Source organism: Stenotrophomonas maltophilia group sp. Smal13 (genome assembly GCF_030236855.1).
Classification (GTDB): Bacteria; Pseudomonadota; Gammaproteobacteria; order Xanthomonadales; family Xanthomonadaceae; genus Stenotrophomonas; species Stenotrophomonas maltophilia_A.
Genome location: NZ_JASJSQ010000018.1, coordinates 1 through 20,228, shown reverse-complemented (window position 1 = coordinate 20,228; position 20,228 = coordinate 1). Strand labels below are relative to the sequence as shown.

At 68.2% G+C, this 20,228-nt stretch carries 12 protein-coding genes; 5 read left to right on the top strand and 7 right to left on the bottom strand.

Going from position 1 to position 20,228, the window contains the following annotated elements; genetic code table 11:
• Positions 1 to 26: 26 nt before the first annotated feature.
• From QRO95_RS08450 to QRO95_RS08430, 5 genes are all read right to left on the bottom strand, one after another.
• Complete coding sequence (locus QRO95_RS08450; RefSeq protein WP_285302272.1) at positions 27 to 1,037, bottom strand: copper resistance protein B; 1,011 nt, start codon at positions 1,035 to 1,037, stop codon at positions 27 to 29.
• The gene (locus QRO95_RS08445; protein ID WP_285302271.1) at positions 1,034 to 2,845 is read right to left on the bottom strand and encodes a copper resistance system multicopper oxidase; all 1,812 of its coding nucleotides are present in this window, start codon (positions 2,843 to 2,845) and stop codon (positions 1,034 to 1,036) included. The genes QRO95_RS08450 and QRO95_RS08445 overlap by 4 nt, the downstream gene beginning before the upstream one ends.
• 75 nt (positions 2,846 to 2,920) lie before the next feature.
• Positions 2,921 to 3,304: a CopL family metal-binding regulatory protein gene (locus QRO95_RS08440; RefSeq protein ID WP_049400501.1), complete on the bottom strand. Its 384-nt coding sequence runs from the start codon at positions 3,302 to 3,304 to the stop codon at positions 2,921 to 2,923.
• Between the two features lie 85 nt (positions 3,305 to 3,389).
• Positions 3,390 to 5,195, bottom strand: coding sequence for a DNA helicase RecQ (gene recQ, locus QRO95_RS08435; protein WP_285302270.1), 1,806 nt, complete (start codon positions 5,193 to 5,195; stop codon positions 3,390 to 3,392).
• A 522-nt stretch (positions 5,196 to 5,717) separates the two neighbouring features.
• Positions 5,718 to 6,266: a Dps family protein gene (locus QRO95_RS08430; protein WP_006439098.1), complete on the bottom strand. Its 549-nt coding sequence runs from the start codon at positions 6,264 to 6,266 to the stop codon at positions 5,718 to 5,720.
• Positions 6,267 to 6,352: 86 nt separating this feature from the next.
• Between QRO95_RS08430 and hrpA the strand changes: the two genes are divergently transcribed.
• Positions 6,353 to 10,435, top strand: a complete 4,083-nt coding sequence (hrpA, locus tag QRO95_RS08425; RefSeq protein ID WP_285302268.1) for an ATP-dependent RNA helicase HrpA — start codon at positions 6,353 to 6,355, stop codon at positions 10,433 to 10,435.
• A 58-nt stretch (positions 10,436 to 10,493) separates the two neighbouring features.
• Here the strand turns inward: hrpA and QRO95_RS08420 are convergent, their stop codons facing one another.
• Positions 10,494 to 11,030, bottom strand: coding sequence for a hypothetical protein (locus QRO95_RS08420; RefSeq protein WP_032130197.1), 537 nt, complete (start codon positions 11,028 to 11,030; stop codon positions 10,494 to 10,496).
• A gap of 130 nt (positions 11,031 to 11,160) precedes the next feature.
• Between QRO95_RS08420 and QRO95_RS08415 the strand changes: the two genes are divergently transcribed.
• Positions 11,161 to 13,317: a bifunctional (p)ppGpp synthetase/guanosine-3',5'-bis(diphosphate) 3'-pyrophosphohydrolase gene (locus QRO95_RS08415; protein WP_032130198.1), complete on the top strand. Its 2,157-nt coding sequence runs from the start codon at positions 11,161 to 11,163 to the stop codon at positions 13,315 to 13,317.
• Between the two features lie 30 nt (positions 13,318 to 13,347).
• Positions 13,348 to 14,913, top strand: a complete 1,566-nt coding sequence (locus QRO95_RS08410; RefSeq protein WP_107431691.1) for a hypothetical protein — start codon at positions 13,348 to 13,350, stop codon at positions 14,911 to 14,913.
• Here QRO95_RS08410 and QRO95_RS08405 read toward each other — a convergent pair.
• Positions 14,910 to 17,009 carry a glycosyltransferase gene (locus QRO95_RS08405; RefSeq protein WP_285302267.1) on the bottom strand — a complete coding sequence of 700 codons (2,100 nt, stop codon included), beginning with the start codon at positions 17,007 to 17,009 and terminating at the stop codon, positions 14,910 to 14,912. The two genes, QRO95_RS08410 and QRO95_RS08405, sit on opposite strands and share 4 nt — an antisense overlap.
• A 96-nt stretch (positions 17,010 to 17,105) precedes the next feature.
• On the opposite strand from QRO95_RS08405, the gene mrcB reads away from it, so the two are divergent.
• The gene (mrcB, locus tag QRO95_RS08400) at positions 17,106 to 19,544 is read left to right on the top strand and encodes a penicillin-binding protein 1B (RefSeq protein ID WP_032130201.1); all 2,439 of its coding nucleotides are present in this window, start codon (positions 17,106 to 17,108) and stop codon (positions 19,542 to 19,544) included.
• On the top strand, positions 19,541 to 20,080 hold the full coding sequence (locus tag QRO95_RS08395; protein ID WP_080355139.1) for a hypothetical protein: 540 nt from the start codon (positions 19,541 to 19,543) through the stop codon (positions 20,078 to 20,080). Before mrcB ends, QRO95_RS08395 begins: the two co-directional genes overlap by 4 nt.
• Positions 20,081 to 20,228: the final 148 nt, after the last annotated feature.

The following is a 20,228-nucleotide window of genomic DNA, read 5'->3' as shown; positions in this document are numbered from 1 at the left end:
GCTGGCCATTGCTCACGAACTGCTGCTCAGAACCACATGCGCACGCCGGCCACCCAGCGTGTGTCGCGTGCGTGGTCACCGGCGTAGTCGGCGGTGTCACCAAACGTGCGTTCGTGGCTGATGCCGATGTAGGGCGCGAAGCGGCGGCTGAACTCATAGCGCAGTCGCAGCCCGGCTTCGACCTTGTTCAGGCCACGGCCGATGCCGTACTCCTTTTCGTCCTTGGCCGCGACGGTGGCTTCCAGCAGCGGCTGCAGGATCAGGCGGTTGGTCAGCAGCACGTCGTACTCCACTTCGGCCTTGGCCAGCACCTGGCCGCCGGAGCCCATGTACAGCGTGGCCGAGCTCTCGAACTTGTACGGCGCCAGGCCCTGGATGCCGACCGCCGCCCACGTGCGCGAGTCGGCCGGGCGGAAGTCCTGGCGCACGCCGACCAGCACGTCCCACCATGGCGACACGCTGCGGCCATACAGTGCTTCCAGTGACGACGATTCCGTGCGGCCACGGCTGCGTTCGCCATCGGTGCGCAGCCACAGGCGGTTGATGTTGCCGCCGATCCAACCGGTCGCCTCCCAGGCCTGACCATTGCTGCTCTTGCCATCCCAATGTTCCAGACGGTCGATCAGCAGCAGGCTGTTGATCTCCGGCGCATGCTCCATCGCACCGTGGGCGATGGGCGGGAAGGCCGCGGCGCGGTCGGCGTCGGTCGGCACCGGGATGGGTTCGCGCGGTTCGGTCGGTGCAGGCGATCCGTGGCCCATCGCGGCGTGGTCCATCGTGGAATGGTCCATCGTCGCCGGCTGCCTCGCGCCATGGTCCATCTTCGAGTGATCCATGGCTGAGTGGTCCATCGCACCCGAATCCATCTTCGAATGATCCATCTTCGAATGATCGACCGGTTCGACCGGTGCCTTCACGGTCTTCGCGGGCGGATCCATCGCGGCCATGTCATGACCAGCGTGCGACTGCGCGAACACCGGCATTGCAGCGGCCAGGCCCAGGGCCAGCAGGCTGGGGGAAAGCAGTGAGCGGCTCATTCTTCGATCCTCACTTCGCGCATCATGCCCGCTTCCATGTGGTACAGCAGATGGCAGTGGTAGGCCCAGCGGCCGAGTGCATCGGCGCGCACGCGATAGCTGCGGCGGGTGCCCGGCGGCATGTCGATGGTGTGCTTGCGCAGCTGGAACTCGCCCTGTGCGTTTTCCAGATCGCTCCACACGCCGTGCAGATGGATCGGGTGCTGCATCATGGTGTCGTTGACCAGCACGATGCGCATGCGCTCGCCGTAGTTCAGCCGCAGTGGTTCGGCGCTGGCGAATGGGATGCCATCGAACGACCAGGAGAACTTCTCCATGTGTCCGGTCAGGTGCAGCTCGATCTCGCGGTTCGGCTCGCGGCCATCCGGGTCTTCGAACAGGCTGCGCATCGCGCCGTAGGTCAGCACCTGGCGGCCGTTGTCGCGCAGGCCGATGCCGGGGTCGTCCAGCTTCGGTTCGGAGGCCGAACTCTGCATGTCCACCAGCGGGTTGTTGCGTTCGCTGGCGGGGTGCTTCGGTGCCTTGCTGGCGGCATCGCCGCCGCCGTGCGCGCCGTGGCCCATGCTGGCGCCGCAGCCACCTTCCATGCTTTTCATCGCGGCCATGTCGTGACCGCCGTGGCCACCACTGCCCATGTCGTGACCCATGTCGCTCATCGTCAGCAACGGACGTGGGTCGCGCGCGGGAATCGGTGCCTGCAGGCCATGGCGAATCGCCAGCGTGCCGGCGGCGTAGCCGGTGCGGCCCATGTCCTGGCAGAAGATGGTGAAGGCGTCCTGGCCGCTCGGTTCGACGATCACATCGTAGGTTTCGGCCGGGGCGATGCGGAACTCATCGATGCTCACCGGGTGGATGTACTGGCCGTCGGCAGCGACCACGGTCATCTTCAGGCCAGGAATGCGTACGTCGAAGTAGGTCATCGACCCGCCATTGATGAAGCGCAGCAGCACCTTCTCGCCGCTGCAGAACAGCCCGGTCCAGTTGCCGGCCGGGGCGGTGCCGTTCATCAGGTAGGTATAGGTGTGCGCGTTGATATCGGAGATATCGGTGGGCGTCATCCGCATCCGGCCCCACATGCCACGGTCGGACAGCGCCGCCGACCAGCCGTCGCGTTTCGCGTCGCGCAGGAAGTCGGGCAGGGTGCGCTTGTAGTAGTTGTCGTGCTCGGCCAGCTTCTTCATGCGGCGGAACAGCGCGCCCGGGTCCATGTCGGTCCAGTCCGACAGCATGATCACGTGCTCGCGGTCGTGGTGGTACGGCGCCGGTTCGGCCGGGTCGATGATCAGCGCGCCGTACAGACCAGCCTGCTCCTGGAACATGGAGTGGCTGTGGTACCAGTAGGTGCCCGACTGCTTCAGCTCGAAGTGGTAGTGGTAGGTCTCACCAGGGCCGATGCCGTTGAAGCTCAGGCCGGGCACGCCGTCCATGTTGGCGGGCAGCAGGATGCCGTGCCAGTGGATCGAGGTCGGGTGGCGTTCCAGCGTGTTGCGCACGAACAGGTCGACGGTCTGGCCTTCGCGCCAGCGCAGGATCGGTGCCGGCAGCGAGCCGTTGACGGTGATCGCCGGGCGGGTGCGGCCGGTGAAATTGGCCAGCGATTCGCCGATGGCCAGTTCGATGCGGGTGTCGCTTAGCACGGCGGGGGCGCCAGCCAGCCGGGGGGCGGCCGTGGCGGCGGCGAGCGCGCGCTGCGGCACGCCGACAGCGGCGATGCCGGCAACCACGCCGCCGGCGGCCAGGCCCTGCACGAACAGGCGGCGCGACGGCATGGGCACAGCGCCCGGACCGGGGGGAATGCGGGTATTCATGGTGGTGACTCCAGACACGTAAAGACGCCGGCAGGCGGCCGGCTGCGGTGCGCAGGGCGCACGGTGCGTGTGGAATCAGCCGATGGGAGGACGCGAGATCGGCGGCAGTGGCGGCGCCGGGCGGCCATTGGCCGGCATCGGCTGCGGGGCCAGCGACAGCGCCGGGCCGGCCATGACCGGCAACGGCAGCACTACCAGCAGCGGGTGCTGGGCACAGCTGCGCACGCAGTCCTTGATCTGGCAATGAGCGTCATGGGCGGGGGCCTTGGCCTGCGGAGCCTCGTCGGCCTGCATGCCGGCGTGGTGGTGGCAGTCGGCGGTGCCGCCGTCAACAGCAGTGGCTACGGCGTGCGCCATCCGGCCCATTTCCTCGTGACCACTGGCCATGGCCGCGTTCAGCCCGTTGAGCAACAGGCTGAGCATGAGCACGACACGGAGCAGGGTCGAGGCCAGGGACATGGCGCTAATCTAGCTGCAAGCGGGCGCGGATGCACTTCCGGCTGAATGGCCGGTTCAAGGTTGGAGCAGCACCAATGTAGAGCCGCTACCCTTCTTCGCGCACGATCTCCACCAGGCGCGGGCCGTAGCGGCTCAGCTTGGTGCCGCCGATGCCGCCGACCCTGGCCAGTTCGTCCAGGCTGGTCGGGCGCTGTTCGGCGATGTTGCGCAGAGTGCTGTCGTGGAAGATCACGAAGGCCGGCACGTTCTGTTCGCGGGCCAGTTCGGCACGCAGGCCGCGCAGCGCGTTGAACAGGGCCAGATCCTGCGGCAGCACCGACAGGCCGGTGCGCTGCGCGCTGCGCTCGCGCCCGCTGGTGCTGCTGGCCGGGTCGCGGCGCATGCTGATCTGGCGGCGGCCGGTCAGCACGTCGCGGCTTGCATCGGTCAGGCGCAGGCCACCGTGGCCCTCGCTGTCCACTTCCAGCAGGCTGGCGGCGACCAGTTGGCGGAACACGCTGCGCCAGGTGCGTGCATCCAGGTCACGGCCGATCGCATAGGTGCTGAGCTTGTCGTGGCCCTGCTGCTTCACCTTCTCGTTCTCGCTGCCGCGCAGGACGTCGATCAGGTGACCGACACCGAAGCGCTGGCCGCTGCGATAGACACAGCTCAGCGCCTTCTGCGCCGGAATGGTCGCGTCCCAGGAGGCGGGCGGGGTCAGGCAGTTGTCGCAGTTGCCGCAGGGCTGGGGATAGGTCTCGCCGAAACCGGCCAGCAGCACCTGGCGGCGGCACTGCATGGATTCGCAGTAGCCTAGCAGGTGGTCGAGCTTGGATCGCTCCAGCTGCTTGCGCTCTTCGCCGGCTTCGGACTGCTCGATCATCTGCTTGAGCAGCACCACGTCGCCCAGGCCGTAGCACAGCCAGGCCTCGGCGGCTTCGCCATCACGGCCGGCGCGGCCGGTTTCCTGGTAGTAGCCTTCCATCGACTTGGGCAGGTCGGTATGCGCGACGAAGCGCACGTCCGGCTTGTCGATGCCCATGCCGAAGGCGATGGTGGCGCACATCACGATGCCATCCTCGCGCAGGAAGCGGCGCTGGTTGTTCGCGCGCACGTCCGGCGGCAGGCCGGCATGGTAGGGCAGGGCATTGAAGCCCTGTCCGCAGAGGAATTCGGCGGTCTCTTCGACCTTGCGCCGCGACATGCAGTAGACGATGCCGGCCTCGCCGCGGTGGCCGCGCAGGAAATCGGTCAGCTGCTTGCGGGCGTTGTCCTTCTGCACCACGGTGTAGCGGATGTTGGGGCGGTCGAAGGAGCTGACGAAGTGGCGTGCTTCCTGCAGGTCCAGCCGCTCGGCGATCTCGCGCTGGGTTGGCGGATCGGCGGTGGCGGTGAGCGCGATCCGCGGGATCTGTGGCCAGCGCTCGTGCAGCACGGTCAGCTGGCGGTATTCCGGGCGGAAGTCGTGGCCCCACTGCGACACGCAGTGCGCTTCGTCGATGGCGAACAGGGCGATGCGGCTGCGCGACAGCAGCGACAGGAAGCGGCCGGTCAGCAGGCGCTCGGGGGCGACATAGAGCATGTCCAGCTCGCCCGCGAGCAGTTCGCGCTCGACGCGGCCGGCGGTCTCGGCGTCCAGGGTCGAGTTCAGGTACTCGGCACGCACGCCGAGCTGGCGCAGGGCTTCGACCTGGTCCTGCATCAGCGCGATCAGCGGCGAGATGACAATGCCGCAACCGTCACGCAGCAGGGCCGGAACCTGGTAGCACAGCGACTTGCCGCCGCCGGTGGGCATCAGCACCAGGGCATCGTGACCGGCAGCCACATGCTCCACGATGTCCTGCTGGGGACCACGGAAATCGTCGTAACCAAAGACGCGTTGGAGCAGGTCGTGCGCGGGACGGGAAGCCATCCGGCTAGTTTACCTCCCGGAGGCGGCGGCAGGGCTGCGCCCTGCACCTGCTAGAAGCCAGAGCAACGTCAAAGGCAACAGCCGGCTCTGGGGCGATCCGTGGTTTGGCGGGGCGGTGTCGGATTGCGGGGACGCCGCAAGTACGTCCGTGTAGGCTTGGCAGCCGCATCCATGCGGCTGACACCCCGCAATCCGACACCGCCCCGCATTCGACAGGTTCACGCGGCTGTTGGTAGGTGTCGACCTTGGTCGACACATCTGTCAGATATCGAGTGAATTCATCCGTGTCGACCAAGGTCGACACCTACCAGAGCGGACGCTGTCCCGGCAGATCGCGAAAAACTGTCGAAGGCGGGGGGTGTCCGGTTGCGGGGGGCGTGAGCGCCATGGATGGATTTACGGCGTCCCCCGCAACCGGACCCACCCCGCCAACCCACAGATAGCCAGCTTCTGCTCTGGCTCTGGCCTTGGCTTCAAGGCCTCTGCGGGTGCAGGGCGCAGCCCTGCCGGGCCCCCAAACTCTTACTGGAGCAGCGAGCGCAGCATCCAGGCGTACTTTTCGTGGGTCTGCAGGCGCTGGGTCATCAGATCCTCGGTCGGGGCGTCGTCACCCTTGGCCGCCACGTCCAGCACTTCACGTGCCGTACGGCAGACCGCTTCGTTGGCGACCACCAACTGGCGTACCATTTCACGCCAGTCCGCACTGTCGGTCAGGCCCGGTTCCTCGGCGATCGAGGTCAGCGCAGCGAATTCCCGGTAGGAGCCCGGGGCATTGAAGCCCAGCGCGCGGATGCGCTCGGCCACGTCGTCCAGTGCCGCCCACTGCTCGGTGTACTGCGTCTCGAACATGGTGTGCAGCGAGTTGAACATCGACCCGGTCACATTCCAGTGGAAGTTGTGCGTCTTCAGGTAGAGCGTGAACGCATCGGCCTGGAAGCGCGACAGACCGTCGGCGATCTTCTTGCGGTCGCCCTGGGTGATCCCGATATCGATGTTCGGCGCCGACGGTGCCGCCGCTGCAAGCTTCTGCTTGCCGGTCTTGGCCTTGGTCGTGCTCTTGGTCTTCGCCATGGGGTTCCTCCTTGTGGAATCGTTGGCCTTCACAATAAACCGGTCGTGATGACTGGTCGCTTTCAAAGTTTTGAACGAACCGATTGATGAACTCTATCGATAAAAATCCATCGCCCCGCCTGCGCCAACAGCGCGCCGCCATCGACGGCGCCATGAGCCGCGACCGGGGCCGTTTGCTGGGGATGCTCTCGCGTTGCCAGGCCAAGCCACAGGATGCGGCACTGGCCGCCACTTTCGAGCAGGCCTTGCAGGCGTCGGTGCAGCGCCGGATGACACGGGCGCAGCAGCAGCCGTCCATTACTCTGGACCCGCAGCTGCCGATTGCGCGTGAAGCCGACGCCATCATCGGGCTGATCCGCGACCACCAGGTCGTGGTGATCGCTGGTGAAACCGGCTCGGGCAAGACCACCCAGCTGCCGAAACTGTGCCTGGCCGCAGGCCGTGGCCAGGCCGGCATGATCGGCTGCACCCAGCCGCGACGGATTGCTGCACGTGCGGTGGCCAGCCGCGTGGCGCAGGAACTGCAGAGCGAACTGGGCCAGCTGGTCGGCTACCAGGTGCGCTTCAACGACAAGGTCAGCGAAGACAGCCGCATCAAGTTCATGACCGACGGCATCCTGCTGGCGGAAATCGCCAGTGACCGCTGGTTGTCGAACTACGACACGATCATCGTCGACGAGGCGCACGAACGCAGCCTCAACATCGACTTCCTGCTGGGCTACCTGAAGCAGCTGCTGCGCAAGCGCCCGGACCTGAAGCTGATCGTCACTTCGGCCACCATCGACACCGAACGCTTCGCCCAGCATTTCGACAATGCGCCGGTGATCAGCGTCGAAGGCCGCACCTACCCGGTGGAAGTGCGCTATCGCGCGCTGGAAGGCGAGGGCGAAGACCAGGGCGAACGCACCGTCAACGACGCCATCGTGTCGGCCATCGACGAGATCACCCGCCTGGATGCGCGCGGCGACGTGCTGATCTTCCTGCCCGGCGAACGCGAGATCCGCGATGCGCACCAGTCGCTGGAGCGCCGCAAGTACCGCAATACCGAGGTGCTGCCGCTGTACGCGCGCCTGTCCAACCAGGACCAGGACCGGGTGTTCAACCCCGGGCCGAACCGGCGCATCGTGCTGGCCACCAACGTGGCGGAAACCTCGCTGACGGTGCCGCGCATCCGCTACGTGGTCGATCCGGGCTTTGCCCGCGTCAAGCGCTACAGCCCGCGCAACAAGCTGGACCGCCTGCACATCGAGCCGATCTCGCAGGCCAGCGCCAACCAGCGCAAGGGCCGCTGCGGCCGTATCGCCGAGGGCATCTGCTACCGCCTGTATGCCGAGGCCGATTTCCAGGCGCGGCCCGAGTTCACCGATCCGGAAATCCGCCGCTCCAGCCTGGCCGGGGTGATCCTGCGCATGCTGCAGCTGGGCCTGGGCCGCATCGAAGAGTTCCCGTTCCTGGAAGCGCCGGACGAGCGTGCGGTGGCCGATGGCTGGCAGCAGCTGACCGAACTGGGCGCGATCGACGCCGAGCGGCGCATGACCACCATCGGCAAGCAGATGGCACGCCTGCCGGTGGACGTGAAGCTGGCGCGCATGCTGGTCGCCGCGCAGGCTGCCGGCTGCCTGCGGCCGATGTTGGTGATCGCCTCGTTCCTGGGCATCCAGGACCCGCGCGAACGCCCGCCCGAAGCGCGTGGCGCAGCCGACAGCGCGCATGCGCAGTTCGCCGATGGGCGGTCCGAATTCGTCGGCGTGCTGCGCCTGTGGGATGCCTATCGGCAGGCTCACGAAGACCTGACCCAGTCCAAGCTGCGTGACTGGTGCGGCCGCCACTTCCTTGGCTTCCTGCGCATGCGCGAGTGGCGCGAGCTGCATCGCCAACTGCGCCTGCTGTGCGAGGAACTGGGCTGGAAGGAAGAAGCCAACGAGGCCTCGATGGCACCGCTGCTGGCCGGCAGCAGTGCACCGGCTCCGGCGCGCGATGACGCCGCTGCAGTGAAGGCCACCCGTGGCCAGCTGCACCGTGCCGCGCGCCTGGCCCGCGAAGGCAAGGCCGAGGCGGCCCCGGCGCCGGTGCCCGTGCGTGCGCAGAAGGAACAGGCGCCGGTGGGCGGCGGTTTCAGCGAACGCGTGCGTGCCGCTGCGTACCAGACCCTGCACCGGGCGCTGGTGGCGGGCCTGCCGACGCAGATCGGCCACCGCACCGAGAAGGGTGACTTCCAGGCGCCGCGCCAGCGCCGCTTCCTGCCGTTCCCGGGCTCGGCCCTGTCCAAGCGTCCGCCGCCATGGCTGCTGGTGGCCAATCTGCTGGATACGCAGAAGGTGTGGGGCATGACCCTGGCGGCGATCGAGCCGGACTGGGTCATCGCCGAACTGCCGCACCTGCTGCTGCGCAAGCACTTCGACCCGCACTGGTCGCGCGCACAGGGCCAGGTGCTGGCCTCCGAGCAGATCAGCCTGTTCGGCCTGGTGCTGGCGCCGAAGAAGCCGGTGCACTACGGCCGCATCGCGCCGGGCGAAGCGCACGACATCTTCGTGCGCCAGGCACTGGTGACCGGCGAGATCAACACCCGCGCCAGCTTCGTGGCCGACAACCAGAAAGTGCTGGAGGTCGCCCGCGAGGAAGAAGCCAAGCTGCGCCGCGCCGGCATCGTGGCCGACGAGGACTGGCAGGCGCGCTGGTACCTGGACCGGGTGCCGCCACAGATCCATTCGGCGGCGGGTCTGGACACCTGGTGGAAGGGGCTGGCACCGGAACAGCGCAAGACCCTGCACTGGTCCCTGGTCGATCTGTTGCCGGGTGAGGGCAGCGAACAGGAGCGCTATCCGAAGTACCTGCCGCTGGGCCAGGCGCGCCTGCCACTGCATTACCGCTTCGAACCGGGTGCCGACGACGACGGCGTCACCCTGGATGTGCCGCTGCATCTGCTCAACGCGCTGGACCCGGTGCAACTGGGCTGGCTGGCGCCGGGTTTCGTCGCCGACAAGGCCTCGGCACTGATCCGCAGCCTGCCCAAGGCGATGCGCCGCAACTACGTGCCGGCACCGGACTTCGGCCGCGCGTTCTACGAGGCGTTCCCGCAGCCCAGCGCCGATGCCATTACCGGCGAACTGGCGCGCTTCCTGTCACGTGCGACCGGCGCAACGGTGACCGCGCTCGATTTCGAGCCTGGTTCGATCGAACCGCACCTGCACATGAACCTGCGGCTGCGCGACGAGCAGGGCAAGGTACTGGCGACCTCGCGCGATCTGGACGCACTGCGCGCGAAATTCGGCGGTCGTGCCGGCGATGCCTTCGCTGCACGCGCTGGGCGCGAGATGGCCGCCGATGGCCTGCGCACGTTCCCGGCCACGCCGATTCCGCTGCAGGTACCCGGTGAAGCGGGCGTGCCGGCCTATCCGGCGCTGCTGGACGAGGGCGACAGCGTGGCGCTGCGCATCTTCGCCGATCGCCAGCAGGCGCTGGAGGCCCATCCGCTGGGCGTGCGCCGGCTGCTGGAGATTGCCCTGGCCGAGAAGGTGAAGCAGGCGCGCAAGCAGCTGCCGGTCGGTGCCAAGACCGGCCTGTTGTATGCGGCGATCGAGTCGCAGGAGCGCCTGCGTGGCGACCTGGTCGATGCGGCGATGAACGCGGTGCTGGCCGAGGGCCTGGAAGACATCCGCGATGCGGCGGCCTTCGAACAGCGACGTGAGCATGCGGCCAAGGCGTTGTTCGGCGAGGCCATGTCGCGGCTGAAACTGGCCGAGACCATCCTGGCGCTGGTGGCGGAACTGAAGCCGATGCTGGAAGCACCGTTGATGGGCTGGGCACGCGGCAATCTGGACGACATGGAAGCGCAGCTGGTCGGGCTGATCCATCCCGGCTTCCTGCGCGACACGCCGGCCGACGCGCTGGCGCAGTACCCGCGCTATCTGAAGGCGATGATCCTGCGCACCGAGCGTGCCAAGCGTGATCCGCCACGTGACCAGGCACGCATGCTGGAACTGCATCCGTTCCTGGAAGCGCTGGAAGCGGGGGAGCAGCAGGGACTGCGCGAGCGCCCGCAATGGCAGGCGCTGCGCTGGGATCTGGAAGAGCTGCGGGTGTCACTGTTCGCGCAGGAGCTGGGTGCGCGCACCGGCATCTCGGCGAAGAAGCTGGCGCAGCGGGTGACCGCATTGCGCCAGGCGTGACGTCGTTGCTGCAGAGCCGAGCCGAGCCCACGCTCGGCTCTGCAGCAAGGTCACGGCGTTACTTGGTTCGGCGCACCTTCGGCTGGGTGTTCACGCCGTCGACCTTCAGGTACCACACGCCCATCACACCGGGCTTGATGCTGACGGCGGGGGACTGCTTGCGCACACCGGCCAGGGTGCTTGCATCGGTCTGCTCCCATTCCTGGCCGTTGTCCAGCACGTAGACGCGGCCCTTGCCGAAGCCGCGGAACTCGCCCTGCAGCACGCCGGTGATCGGCTCGCTGCTGCCGAAATCGAAGAAGCCGCGATTCTTCACGATCACTTCCTGACGGCCTTCCTCGCGCGCCGTTTCCCGTACGGCCGCAACCGCCTGGGTGGTGGCCGCTTCGACCTTGCCCTGCAGCCAGCGGTTCAGCGTGGCCAGTTCCTGCGCGTTGAGCTTGTCCAGGCCGGCCGCCTTGAACTCGGCCGGTGACATCTGCTGCTGCAGGTCACCCTCCACCACGCGCTGGGCCAGCGCAGGCGCCGACAGGGACAGCAACAGTGCGGCACAGGCCAGCAGCCGTAGGCGGAAACGCGGGACGATCGAGGACATGTCGGGACTCTCCTGGGTTTGCCCGCGAGTGTAGCGGCATGTCTTCATGCCGGGTGATGGTGGCCGCGGTGATTGTCCCTGAACGGCGCCGGCGCTAGTGTAGGGGCCTCTGTCTTGCCTGCTCGATGCTGTGAACCGCGCTTCCGTCCCCGGCCTGGATGCCTTGTTGAACCGCCCCTCGGCAGCCGTGCTGCCTGCTCCGCTGCGCCAGGCCCTGCGCGGGCACTGGGAAGCACCGGACTGCGATCACCAGATGCGCGCCAGCTGGTCGGTGCTGGGCGACACCCTCGACGCACTGGCGATGCTCTCGGCCGACGAAGGCGCGGTGGTCGCGGCCCTGCTGTTCGATCTGCCCGGCCTGCGCGCCAGCCTGGAGCAACTGCCGCTGGGCAACCACAAGGCCGCAGTGATCGGCCTGCTGGATGGCCAGGATGCGGCCGACCCGGTCTGGGCACTGCATGCCGGACGTGAGGCAGGGCGCAACAGCGAGGGCCTGCGCCGCCTGCTGCTGGCGATCATCCGTGACCTGCGCGTGGTGCCCATCCTGCTGGCGCGGCAGCTGGCGCGCATGCGCGCGGCCGACAAGCTGGACGACGAGCAACGCCGCGCGCTGGCGCAGCTGACCCGCGACATCCATGCGCCGTTGGCCAACCGTCTGGGCATCTGGCAGCTGAAGTGGGAGCTGGAGGACCTGGCGTTCCGCCACCTGGAACCGGAGACCTACCGGCGCATTGCGCGGGAGGTGGACGAAACCCGCATCGCCCGCGAGCGTTACGTCGAGAACGTCAAGAAGGTGCTGTCGCGCGAACTGGTCGCGCAGGGCATCAAGGCCGAGGTCAGTGGCCGCCCGAAGCACATCTACAGCATCTGGCGGAAGATGCAGAAGAAGCGGCTGGCGTTCGACCAGCTGTACGACATTCGTGCGGTGCGCGTCATGGTCGACGATGTCGCCGCCTGCTACGCCGCGCTGGGCGTGGTGCATGCACTGTGGGCGCCGGTGCCCAGCGAGTTCGACGACTACATCGCCCGGCCCAAGGCCAACGACTATCGCTCGCTGCATACCGCCGTGGTCGGCCCGGAAGGGCGCACCATCGAAGTGCAGATCCGTACCCACGAGATGCATTCGCAGGCCGAGCTGGGCGTGGCCGCGCACTGGAAGTACAAGGAAGGCGGCAAGGGCGCGGAGAAGTCCTTCGACCGCAAGATCACCTGGATGCGCCAGCTGCTGGAGCAGGCGCAGGATGGGCAGGGCAATGAACTGGCCGGGGCGCTCGATGCCGAGCTGACCGAGGACCGGGTCTATGCACTGAGCCCGAAGGACGAGGTGCTGGACCTGCCGCAGGGCGCCACGCCGCTCGATTTCGCCTACCAGGTGCACACGATGGTGGGCCACCGCTGCCGTGGTGCGAAGGTCAATGGCCGTATCGTGCCGCTGACCTACCGCCTGCGCAGCGGCGACCGCGTCGAGATCCTGACCGGCAAGGAGGCCGATCCGCGCCGCGACTGGCTGATGCCGGCCAACGGCTTCCTGGCCAGCAACCGCTCGCGCGAAAAAGTACGCAGCTGGTTCCACAAGCTGGACCGCGCGCGCAACGTGCAGGCCGGGCGCGAACTGCTCGAGCGCGAGCTGAAGCGTCTGGGCCTGCAGCATTCTGATCTGGCGGTGGCGGCGAAGAAGTTCCATGCCGACAGCGTTGACGACCTCTACATCCAGGTGGCGCTCGGTGACACCGGCCCGAACCAGGTCAGTCGTACCCTGCTGGAAGCCGAACGTGCAGCGAGCCAGCCGGCGCCCGCGCCAGCCCTGCCGCGGCCGACCGCGCGCCGCGAGAACCTGGGCAAGTCCAAGTTCACCGTGCAGGGCGTGGGCAACCTGCTGGTGCAGCTGGCGCGTTGCTGCCAGCCAGTGGCCGGTGAACCGATCGTCGGCTACCTGACCCGTAGCCGGGGTGTCACCGTGCATCGTGCAGACTGTGCCGCGCTGGCCCGGCTGGCAGCCACCAGCCCGCAGCGCATCCTGCCTGTGGAGTGGGGCCAGGCCGGTGGCGGCTACGAAGTGGACGTGGTGGTCACTGCAGTCGACCGCCGCTGGCTGCTGAAGGACATCACCAACCTGATCGCCCAGGAAGACGCCTACGTGCTCGACATCCACAGTGACAACGTGCGCAACAGTGGCCGTGCCCACCTGCGCCTGCGCCTGAAGGTGAGCGACTACGGCCAGCTGTCGACCCTGCTGGGCAAGCTGGATGCGCTGCCCGGCGTGAGCGAGGCGCGTCGCCTCGGCTGAGCTTCACGCTGCCCCGGCTACCCTGCACGCATGGAACGCGAGCCTCCGCATCGCCCGCATGGCGCTGAACATCCTGCGCTGGACCGCGTCCGCCGCGAAGGCCGTTGGTGGTGGCTGCAGGCACGTCACGCGCGCCGGGTGTGGCGCTGGGCGCTGGTCGCGGCGCTGGCGGTGTTCGTGCTGCTGGTGCTGCTGCGCAAGCCGCTGGCCGACTGGTTCTGGGATGAGCCTCAGATTGAACAGTTGCTGGCCGAAGGCGATCGCGCACTGGCGGCCGGGCGGCTGAGTGCCGCCGATGGCAGTGGTGCGCGTGAGCGCTACCAGGCCGTGCTGGCGCTGGATGGTGATCGTCCGCAGGCCCGTGAGGGGCTGGCCCGTACCGGCGCCGCGGCCCTGCAGCAGGCCAGCGAAAAACTGCAGGCCAACGACCTCGAAGGCAGCGCGCAGGCGCTGGCATTGGCCCGGGAACTGCAGGTGCCGCAGGGCGATGCGGACGCCGTGGCACGCCAGCTGCAGGCCCGGCGCAGCGCAGGCGCCGGCATCGGTGCACTGCTGGCGCAGGCGCGCAACGCCTTTGCAGCGGGCCGGCTGGACGACGGTGACAGCAGCGCGCTGCCCCTGTTCCAGCGCATCCTGGTACTGCAGCCGGACAATCTGCCGGCGCTGGAAGGTCGCGAGGACGCACTGAGCGATCTGCTGCAGCAGGCCCGCATCCTGGCCGGACGCGGCGAGCTGGCCGAGGCAGCCGCGATACTGCAGCGTGCGCGCCAGTTCGATGCCGGCCACGCCGATCTGCCCGCCAGCCAGGAAGCATTGGCACAGGCCGTCGACCAGCGCCTGCGCCAGGCCCAGCGCGCCTTGCAGCGTCGGCAGCTGGAATCCGCAGCGAAGGGATTCCTCGCCGTGCTGGCAGTGGCGGTTGATGATTCCAGTGCCCAGCGCGGCCGCGAACAGACCTTGCAGGCGGTGCTGGCACGCAGCCAGAAGCAGGCCGACGATTTCCAGTTCGAAGCGGCGCAGGCCGATGCCGCACTGGCAGCGGAACTGGGTGCTTCGCCGGCGGCGCAACAGCAGCTCGCGCAACGCCTGCAGCGCGCCCAACAGGCGCAGAAGGCGCTGCAGCAGCCGGCGGTCAGCAACACGCAGCGCGAGCGCCAACTGCGCGACCACCTGCGCAGGATCGAGCGCGCCGAACGTGCCGGGCAATGGATCAGCCCCCCCGGCCACAGTGCGTTCGACGCGTTGCGCGAAGCACAGTCACTGGCGCCACGCGATGCACGGGTGAAGGCTGCCGCAGCGCGGCTGCTGCCCGCCAGTCGCCGCTGCTTCGACGACAACCTGCGGCAGAATCGCGTGCAGGCGGCCGGTGCCTGCCTGCAGGCGTGGCAGACTCTGTCGCCGACCGCGGCCGGGCTTCCCTCGGCACGCCTGCGCCTGGCCCAGCGCTGGCTGGCGATCGGCAGCGAACGGCTCGGCAACGGCGATCTGGCTTTCGCGGCACACGCCGCCGAACAGGCCCGGTTGCTACAACCGGACCTGGCCGAGCTGCCGGCGTTCGAAGACCGCCTGCGCCGCGCCGGCGGTCGCCCGGATTAGGTGAAGAACACCCGCTGCACGGTCGCGCGGGCAGCGTCGAGGGAGAAGTGCTCTGCGATGTTGGCCAGGCCGGCGTCGGACAACTGCTGCCACAGCTGCGGATCCTGGTACAGGCGGACCACCGCATCGGCGAAGCCCGCCGCATCATCCGCCACCAGCACGTCCTGGCCCGGGTGCAGGTGCATTCCTTCCACGGCGCAGGTGGTACCTACCACCGGCTGGCCATGGGCCATGCTCAGGTTGATCTTGCCCTTCACGCCGGCGCCGAAGCGCAGCGGCGCGATGGAAATGCGTGCGCCGTCCATGTAGGGCGTGATGTCCTCGACGAAACCGTGCATCTGCACGCCGGGTTGGCGTGCGGCCAATGCCAGCAGCGATTCCGGTGTGGCGGCACCGATGCAGTGCAGGTGTACCTCGGGCAGGCGGGCGCGGATGCCGGCAAAGACTTCGCCGATGAACCACTCCATGGCATCCAGGTTCGGCGGATGGCGGAAGCCGCCGACAAACACCAGATCATGGCGCTGTTCGAACGGTTTGCCGGCGCCGGCGACGTCGTGCAGGTTGGAGATCAGCTCCACCTGCACGGAAGGGGCGTCGGCCTGCAGCTGCTCGCGCTCGGCGGCACTGACCAGCACGGTGACGTCGCACTGCTCCATCACCGCCAGCTCGCTGGCGCGGGTGCGCTCGGCGGCGCGCAGCAACCCGGCATCACCGGCGACTTCGGCACCACGACGTTCGCGCAGGTAGTGCAGGTCCACGGTGTCGAACACGGTGCGGGCCTGCGGCGCATAGCGCTTCAGCAGCGGCAGGCACTCGTGGGCGACATGGTGGCGGACCAGCAGCGCGACGTGGAAACGCGTACCGTGCGTTCGCAGCCAGCTGGCGACGCCATCGAGGAACGGCGCATACCAGACTTCCACGCCCATCCGCTGCAGTGCTTCGGTGGCGGCACCGCCATGTTCGCGGCGGGTGGGAACAAACACCACATGAGCGCCGCCCTGCAGCAGCAGGCGGATCAGGTTCACCTGGCGCAGTGACGCCGAATCGCGATCCGGTTGGGGTACTTCCTCGTCCAGGATCAACACCTGGCGTCGGCCACGCAGCAGCAGCGCGGGTGACGGCACTTCGCCCACCGCCGGATGGCGGGCCAGCTCGGTGGCCCAGCGGGCGGCGAAGATGGCCTGGTTGCGCACCTGGTAGGCCTTCACCCCGCTGCCGGTATCGGTGCCGTTGCTGGTGCCTTCATCGTGGATCACCCGGCTGGCTGGTTGCACCAGCACACGCAGGCCCTGGGCGCGAACGCGGAAGGCCAGGTCGGTGTCCTCGTAGTACGCCGGCTTGTAACGGGTATCGAAGCCGCCCAGCTGCTGCCAGAGGGCGCGCGGCAGCATCAGCGCCGCGCCGGAGCAGTAGTCGACGTCGCGCAGGCTGGCAAAGCGTGGGTCGTCCGCCGCCTCGAAACGGCCGTAGCTCCAGCCGCTGCCGTTAGCGAAGATCACACCCCCTGATTCCTGCAGGCGGCCATCCGGGTACAGCAGCTGGCTGCCGACCAGGCCGGCGTCGGGTGTGCTGGCGAACGTGTCCAGCAGGGCATCCAGCCAGTCCGGCTGTGGCACCGTATCGTTGTTGAGCAGCACCACATAGCGGCCGCGTGCGCGCGACACGCCATCGTTGCAGGCCTCGATGAAGCCGCCGTTGTGCTCGCGCACCTCATAGCGCAGTCCGGCGACCTGCGGCATCCACTGCACGGTGGCGTCGCTGCTGCCGTCATCCACGACCAGGATCTCGCACGCCGCCAGCGGCGGATGTGCCGCCAGGGCGCGCAGGCAGGCCAGGGTATGGCCGACGTGGTTGTAGACCGGGATGACGATACTCACTTCCGGCGTTTCGCTGAACGGCACCGTGAAGGGGGCGAAATCCTGTGCCGGCGGCAGGAACAGCGGCGTTCGCGGCGCAGGAACGGCGCGCTGGGTATGCACGCGGATGCGCTGCCAGGTCGCCCGCCACCCACGGGTACGCAGGCTGGCCAGGCTCCGGCGGGCCAGGCCCGTGAGGCGGTTGATCAGGTATCGGATCTCGGCCAGGGACATCGCCATCCGGTTGCAACTCCAGCTTAAGCAGGGGAACCCGGGAGAATTCGCCAGCCGCAGCGGCTGGGGTAGACTCGCCAGACCCTACATTCTCGCATTCCCGTGCCCCGACGCTACGATTCCGACGACATCGACGATTTCGACGACGACGACCAGCAGGACAACGGCCCGCTGTGGCGGCGCCGGCTGATCACCTGGAGCATGGCTGCGGTCGCGTTGGGATTGGGTTTCCTCATTCCCTATACGCTGTACCTGAACCAGCAGGTGACCCAGCGTTTCGGCGAGCTGCGCTGGCAGATCCCGACGCGCGTCTACGCGCGCCCGCTGGTGCTCACCCCCGGCAAGGCGATGGATGCGTCCACGCTGAAGACCGAGCTGGCCGCCTCCGCCTACCGCGATGACGGCCAGGGCAAGGAGCCGGCCACCTATGCGGTGAACGGCGGGCGCTTCGTCATCTCCAGCCGCGGCTACAACGACGTCGATGGCCGGGTTGCCCCGCGCCGGCTCGAGTTGTCACTGGCCGATGGTGCGGTCGCCTCGCTGCGCGACGCCGACAACCGCAAGGCCTTGAAGGCCGCGCGGTTGGACCCGGCCCGCATCGCCACCCTGTACGGCCAGAAGCAGGAAGAACGCCGCCTGATCCGCATGGACGAGGCGCCGGACCTGCTGGTGACCGGCCTGCAGGCGGTGGAGGACAAGGACTTCAACCGCCACCACGGCATCGACCTGTCCGGCATCGCGCGCGCGGTGTGGGTAACCATCCGCTCCGGTGGCCAGAGCCGCCAGGGCGCCTCTACGCTGACCCAGCAGCTGGCCCGCAGCGGCCTGCTCGGCATCGGCAAGGAGCAGACGGTTACCCGCAAATTCAACGAAGTGCTCTACGCGCTGATCATGGAAGCGCGCTACGACAAGCGCACCATCTTCGAGGCCTACCTCAACCAGGTGTATCTGGGCCAGCGTGGCAGCCAGGCGATCCATGGCATGTCCTCTGGCGCCGAGTTCTGGTTCGGTCGCGACCTGCAGTCGCTGGAGACCGAGCAGATCGCGCTGCTGATCGGCCTGGTCAAGGGCCCGTCCTTCTACGACCCGCGGCGCAATCCGGAACGCGCGCTGGATCGCCGCAACTTCGTGCTGGGCAAACTGCACGAAGCGACGCTGATCGATGACGCCGAGTACCAGCGTGCGTTGAAGGCCCCGCTGGGCGTGCCCAAGACGCCGGGCCTGGTTGCCGCCAACCGCTTCCCCGCCTATGTCGATCTGGTCCGCCGCCAACTGGGTCACGACTATCCGGAATCTGCCCTGCAGGGCGCCGGCCTGAGCGTGATGACCGGTATGTCGCCGTCCGCGCAGGCCTATGCCGAAGGCGCGGTGACCCGCACCATCAAGTCGCTGGAGAGCAAGCGTCGCCCCGAACTGCAGGCCGGCATGGTGCTGACCGACGTGCACAACGGTGACGTGCTGGCGGTGATCGGCAGCCGTGAAGTGTCCGAGGTCGGCTTCAACCGTGCGATCGAAGCACAGCGCCCGGTCGGCTCGTTGCTGAAGCCGTTCGTGTACCTGCTCGCGTTGGCGCAGCCGGACCGCTACTCGCTGGCCAGCTGGGTCGACGATTCACCGGTGACCGTGCAGCTCGGCCGCGGCCGCAACTGGAATCCCGGCAATGCCGACAACCGCAGCCACGGCACCGTGCGCCTGATCGACGCGCTGGCGCATTCCTACAACCAGGCCACGGTGCGCGTGGGCATGCAGGTCGGCCCCGAGCGCGTGACCCAGCTGATCCACGTGCTGGCCGGCATCAAGGCCGAGGCGAATCCGGCGGTGATTCTCGGTTCGACCGACCAGAGCCCGTACGCGATGGCCCAGCTGTACCAGTTCCTCGCGTCCGGTGGCGAAATCCAGCCGCTGCATGCGGTGCGTGGCGTGCTCGATCCGCAGGGCAAGCTGCTCAAGCGTTACGACAAGACCCCGGCACCGGCCCAGGAAGGCGACTCGATTGCCGCCAACCTGATCAGTGTCGGCCTGCAGCAGGTGGTTGCCAGCGGCACCGCGCAGCGGCTCAACGCCGATGGCCTCGGCCGCCTGCAGCCGGCCGGCAAGACCGGTACCACCAACGATGGCCGTGACAGTTGGTACGCCGGTTACACCGGCGATCATCTGGCGGTGATCTGGATCGGCAACGACCAGAACGAGCAGGCCGGCCTGTACGGTGCCACCGGTGCGATGCGGGTGTGGTCGGGCATATTCCAGCGCCTGCCGAGTGCGCCGCTGCGGGTCAGCAACAAGGGCCTGGACTGGCAGTCGGTGGCGCCGACCGGACTCAACAGCACGGATGAAGGCTGCCCGGGCGCGCGTCGTTTCCCGTTCGTGGTGGGCTACGCGCCGGCCTATGCACCGTGTGCGCCGGCGGTGTCGCCGGACGGGCAGGGTGCAGAAGGCGAGGGCGGTGGCTGGCGTAGCTGGTTCGGCCTGGACCGCAAGCCTGAGCCGCCTGCTGAACCTGCTGCGGCGCCCGCCGCCGCCACTCCTCCCCCGAGCCGATGATGCCGATGAACATGCGATCCCTGCTGCAGCCCCTGGCCCTGACCGGCCTCAGCCTGGCCCTGGCCGCCTGCGTCAGCAGCGCACCGCCGGTGGCCAAGCCGCCGGTTGATACCACCACGCCGGCACAGCGCCTGGCTGCGGTGGATGCGGCCGCAGGTCCGGACGACAAGGAGCTGTCGGTGCAGCCGCTGCGTGATTCGCAGGTGGAAGACCTGCGGGTGACCGCACAGACGCAGCGCCAGGCCAACGACCTGGCCGGTGCCGCCAGCAGCCTGGACCACGCGCTGGAAATCGTGGCCGGTGACCCGGCGGTGCTGCAGGAGCGTGCCGAGCTGGCGCTGTTGCAGGGCCAATGGGCACAGGCTGAGACGTTCGCGCGCAAGGCGGTGGATCTGGGCTCGAAGACCGGGCCGCTGTGCCGCCGGCACTGGGCGACGATCGAGCAGTCGCGTCTGGCGCGCGGCGAGAAGGAGAACGCGGTGTCCGCGCATGCGCAGCTGGAAGGCTGCACGGTGCCGGGGATCAAGCGGTACTGAGTTTCCGGCCAACGGCGCAGCCCCTCGTGGCTGGGTATACTGCGTAGAGTCGAGCTTGCTCGACTGCGGGTCGGCGAGGTGGGCCGGGCGGGTGAGCTGCGCAGGGGGCGCTGCAAGTACGTCCATGTAAGCTCGGTCGCCGCATCCA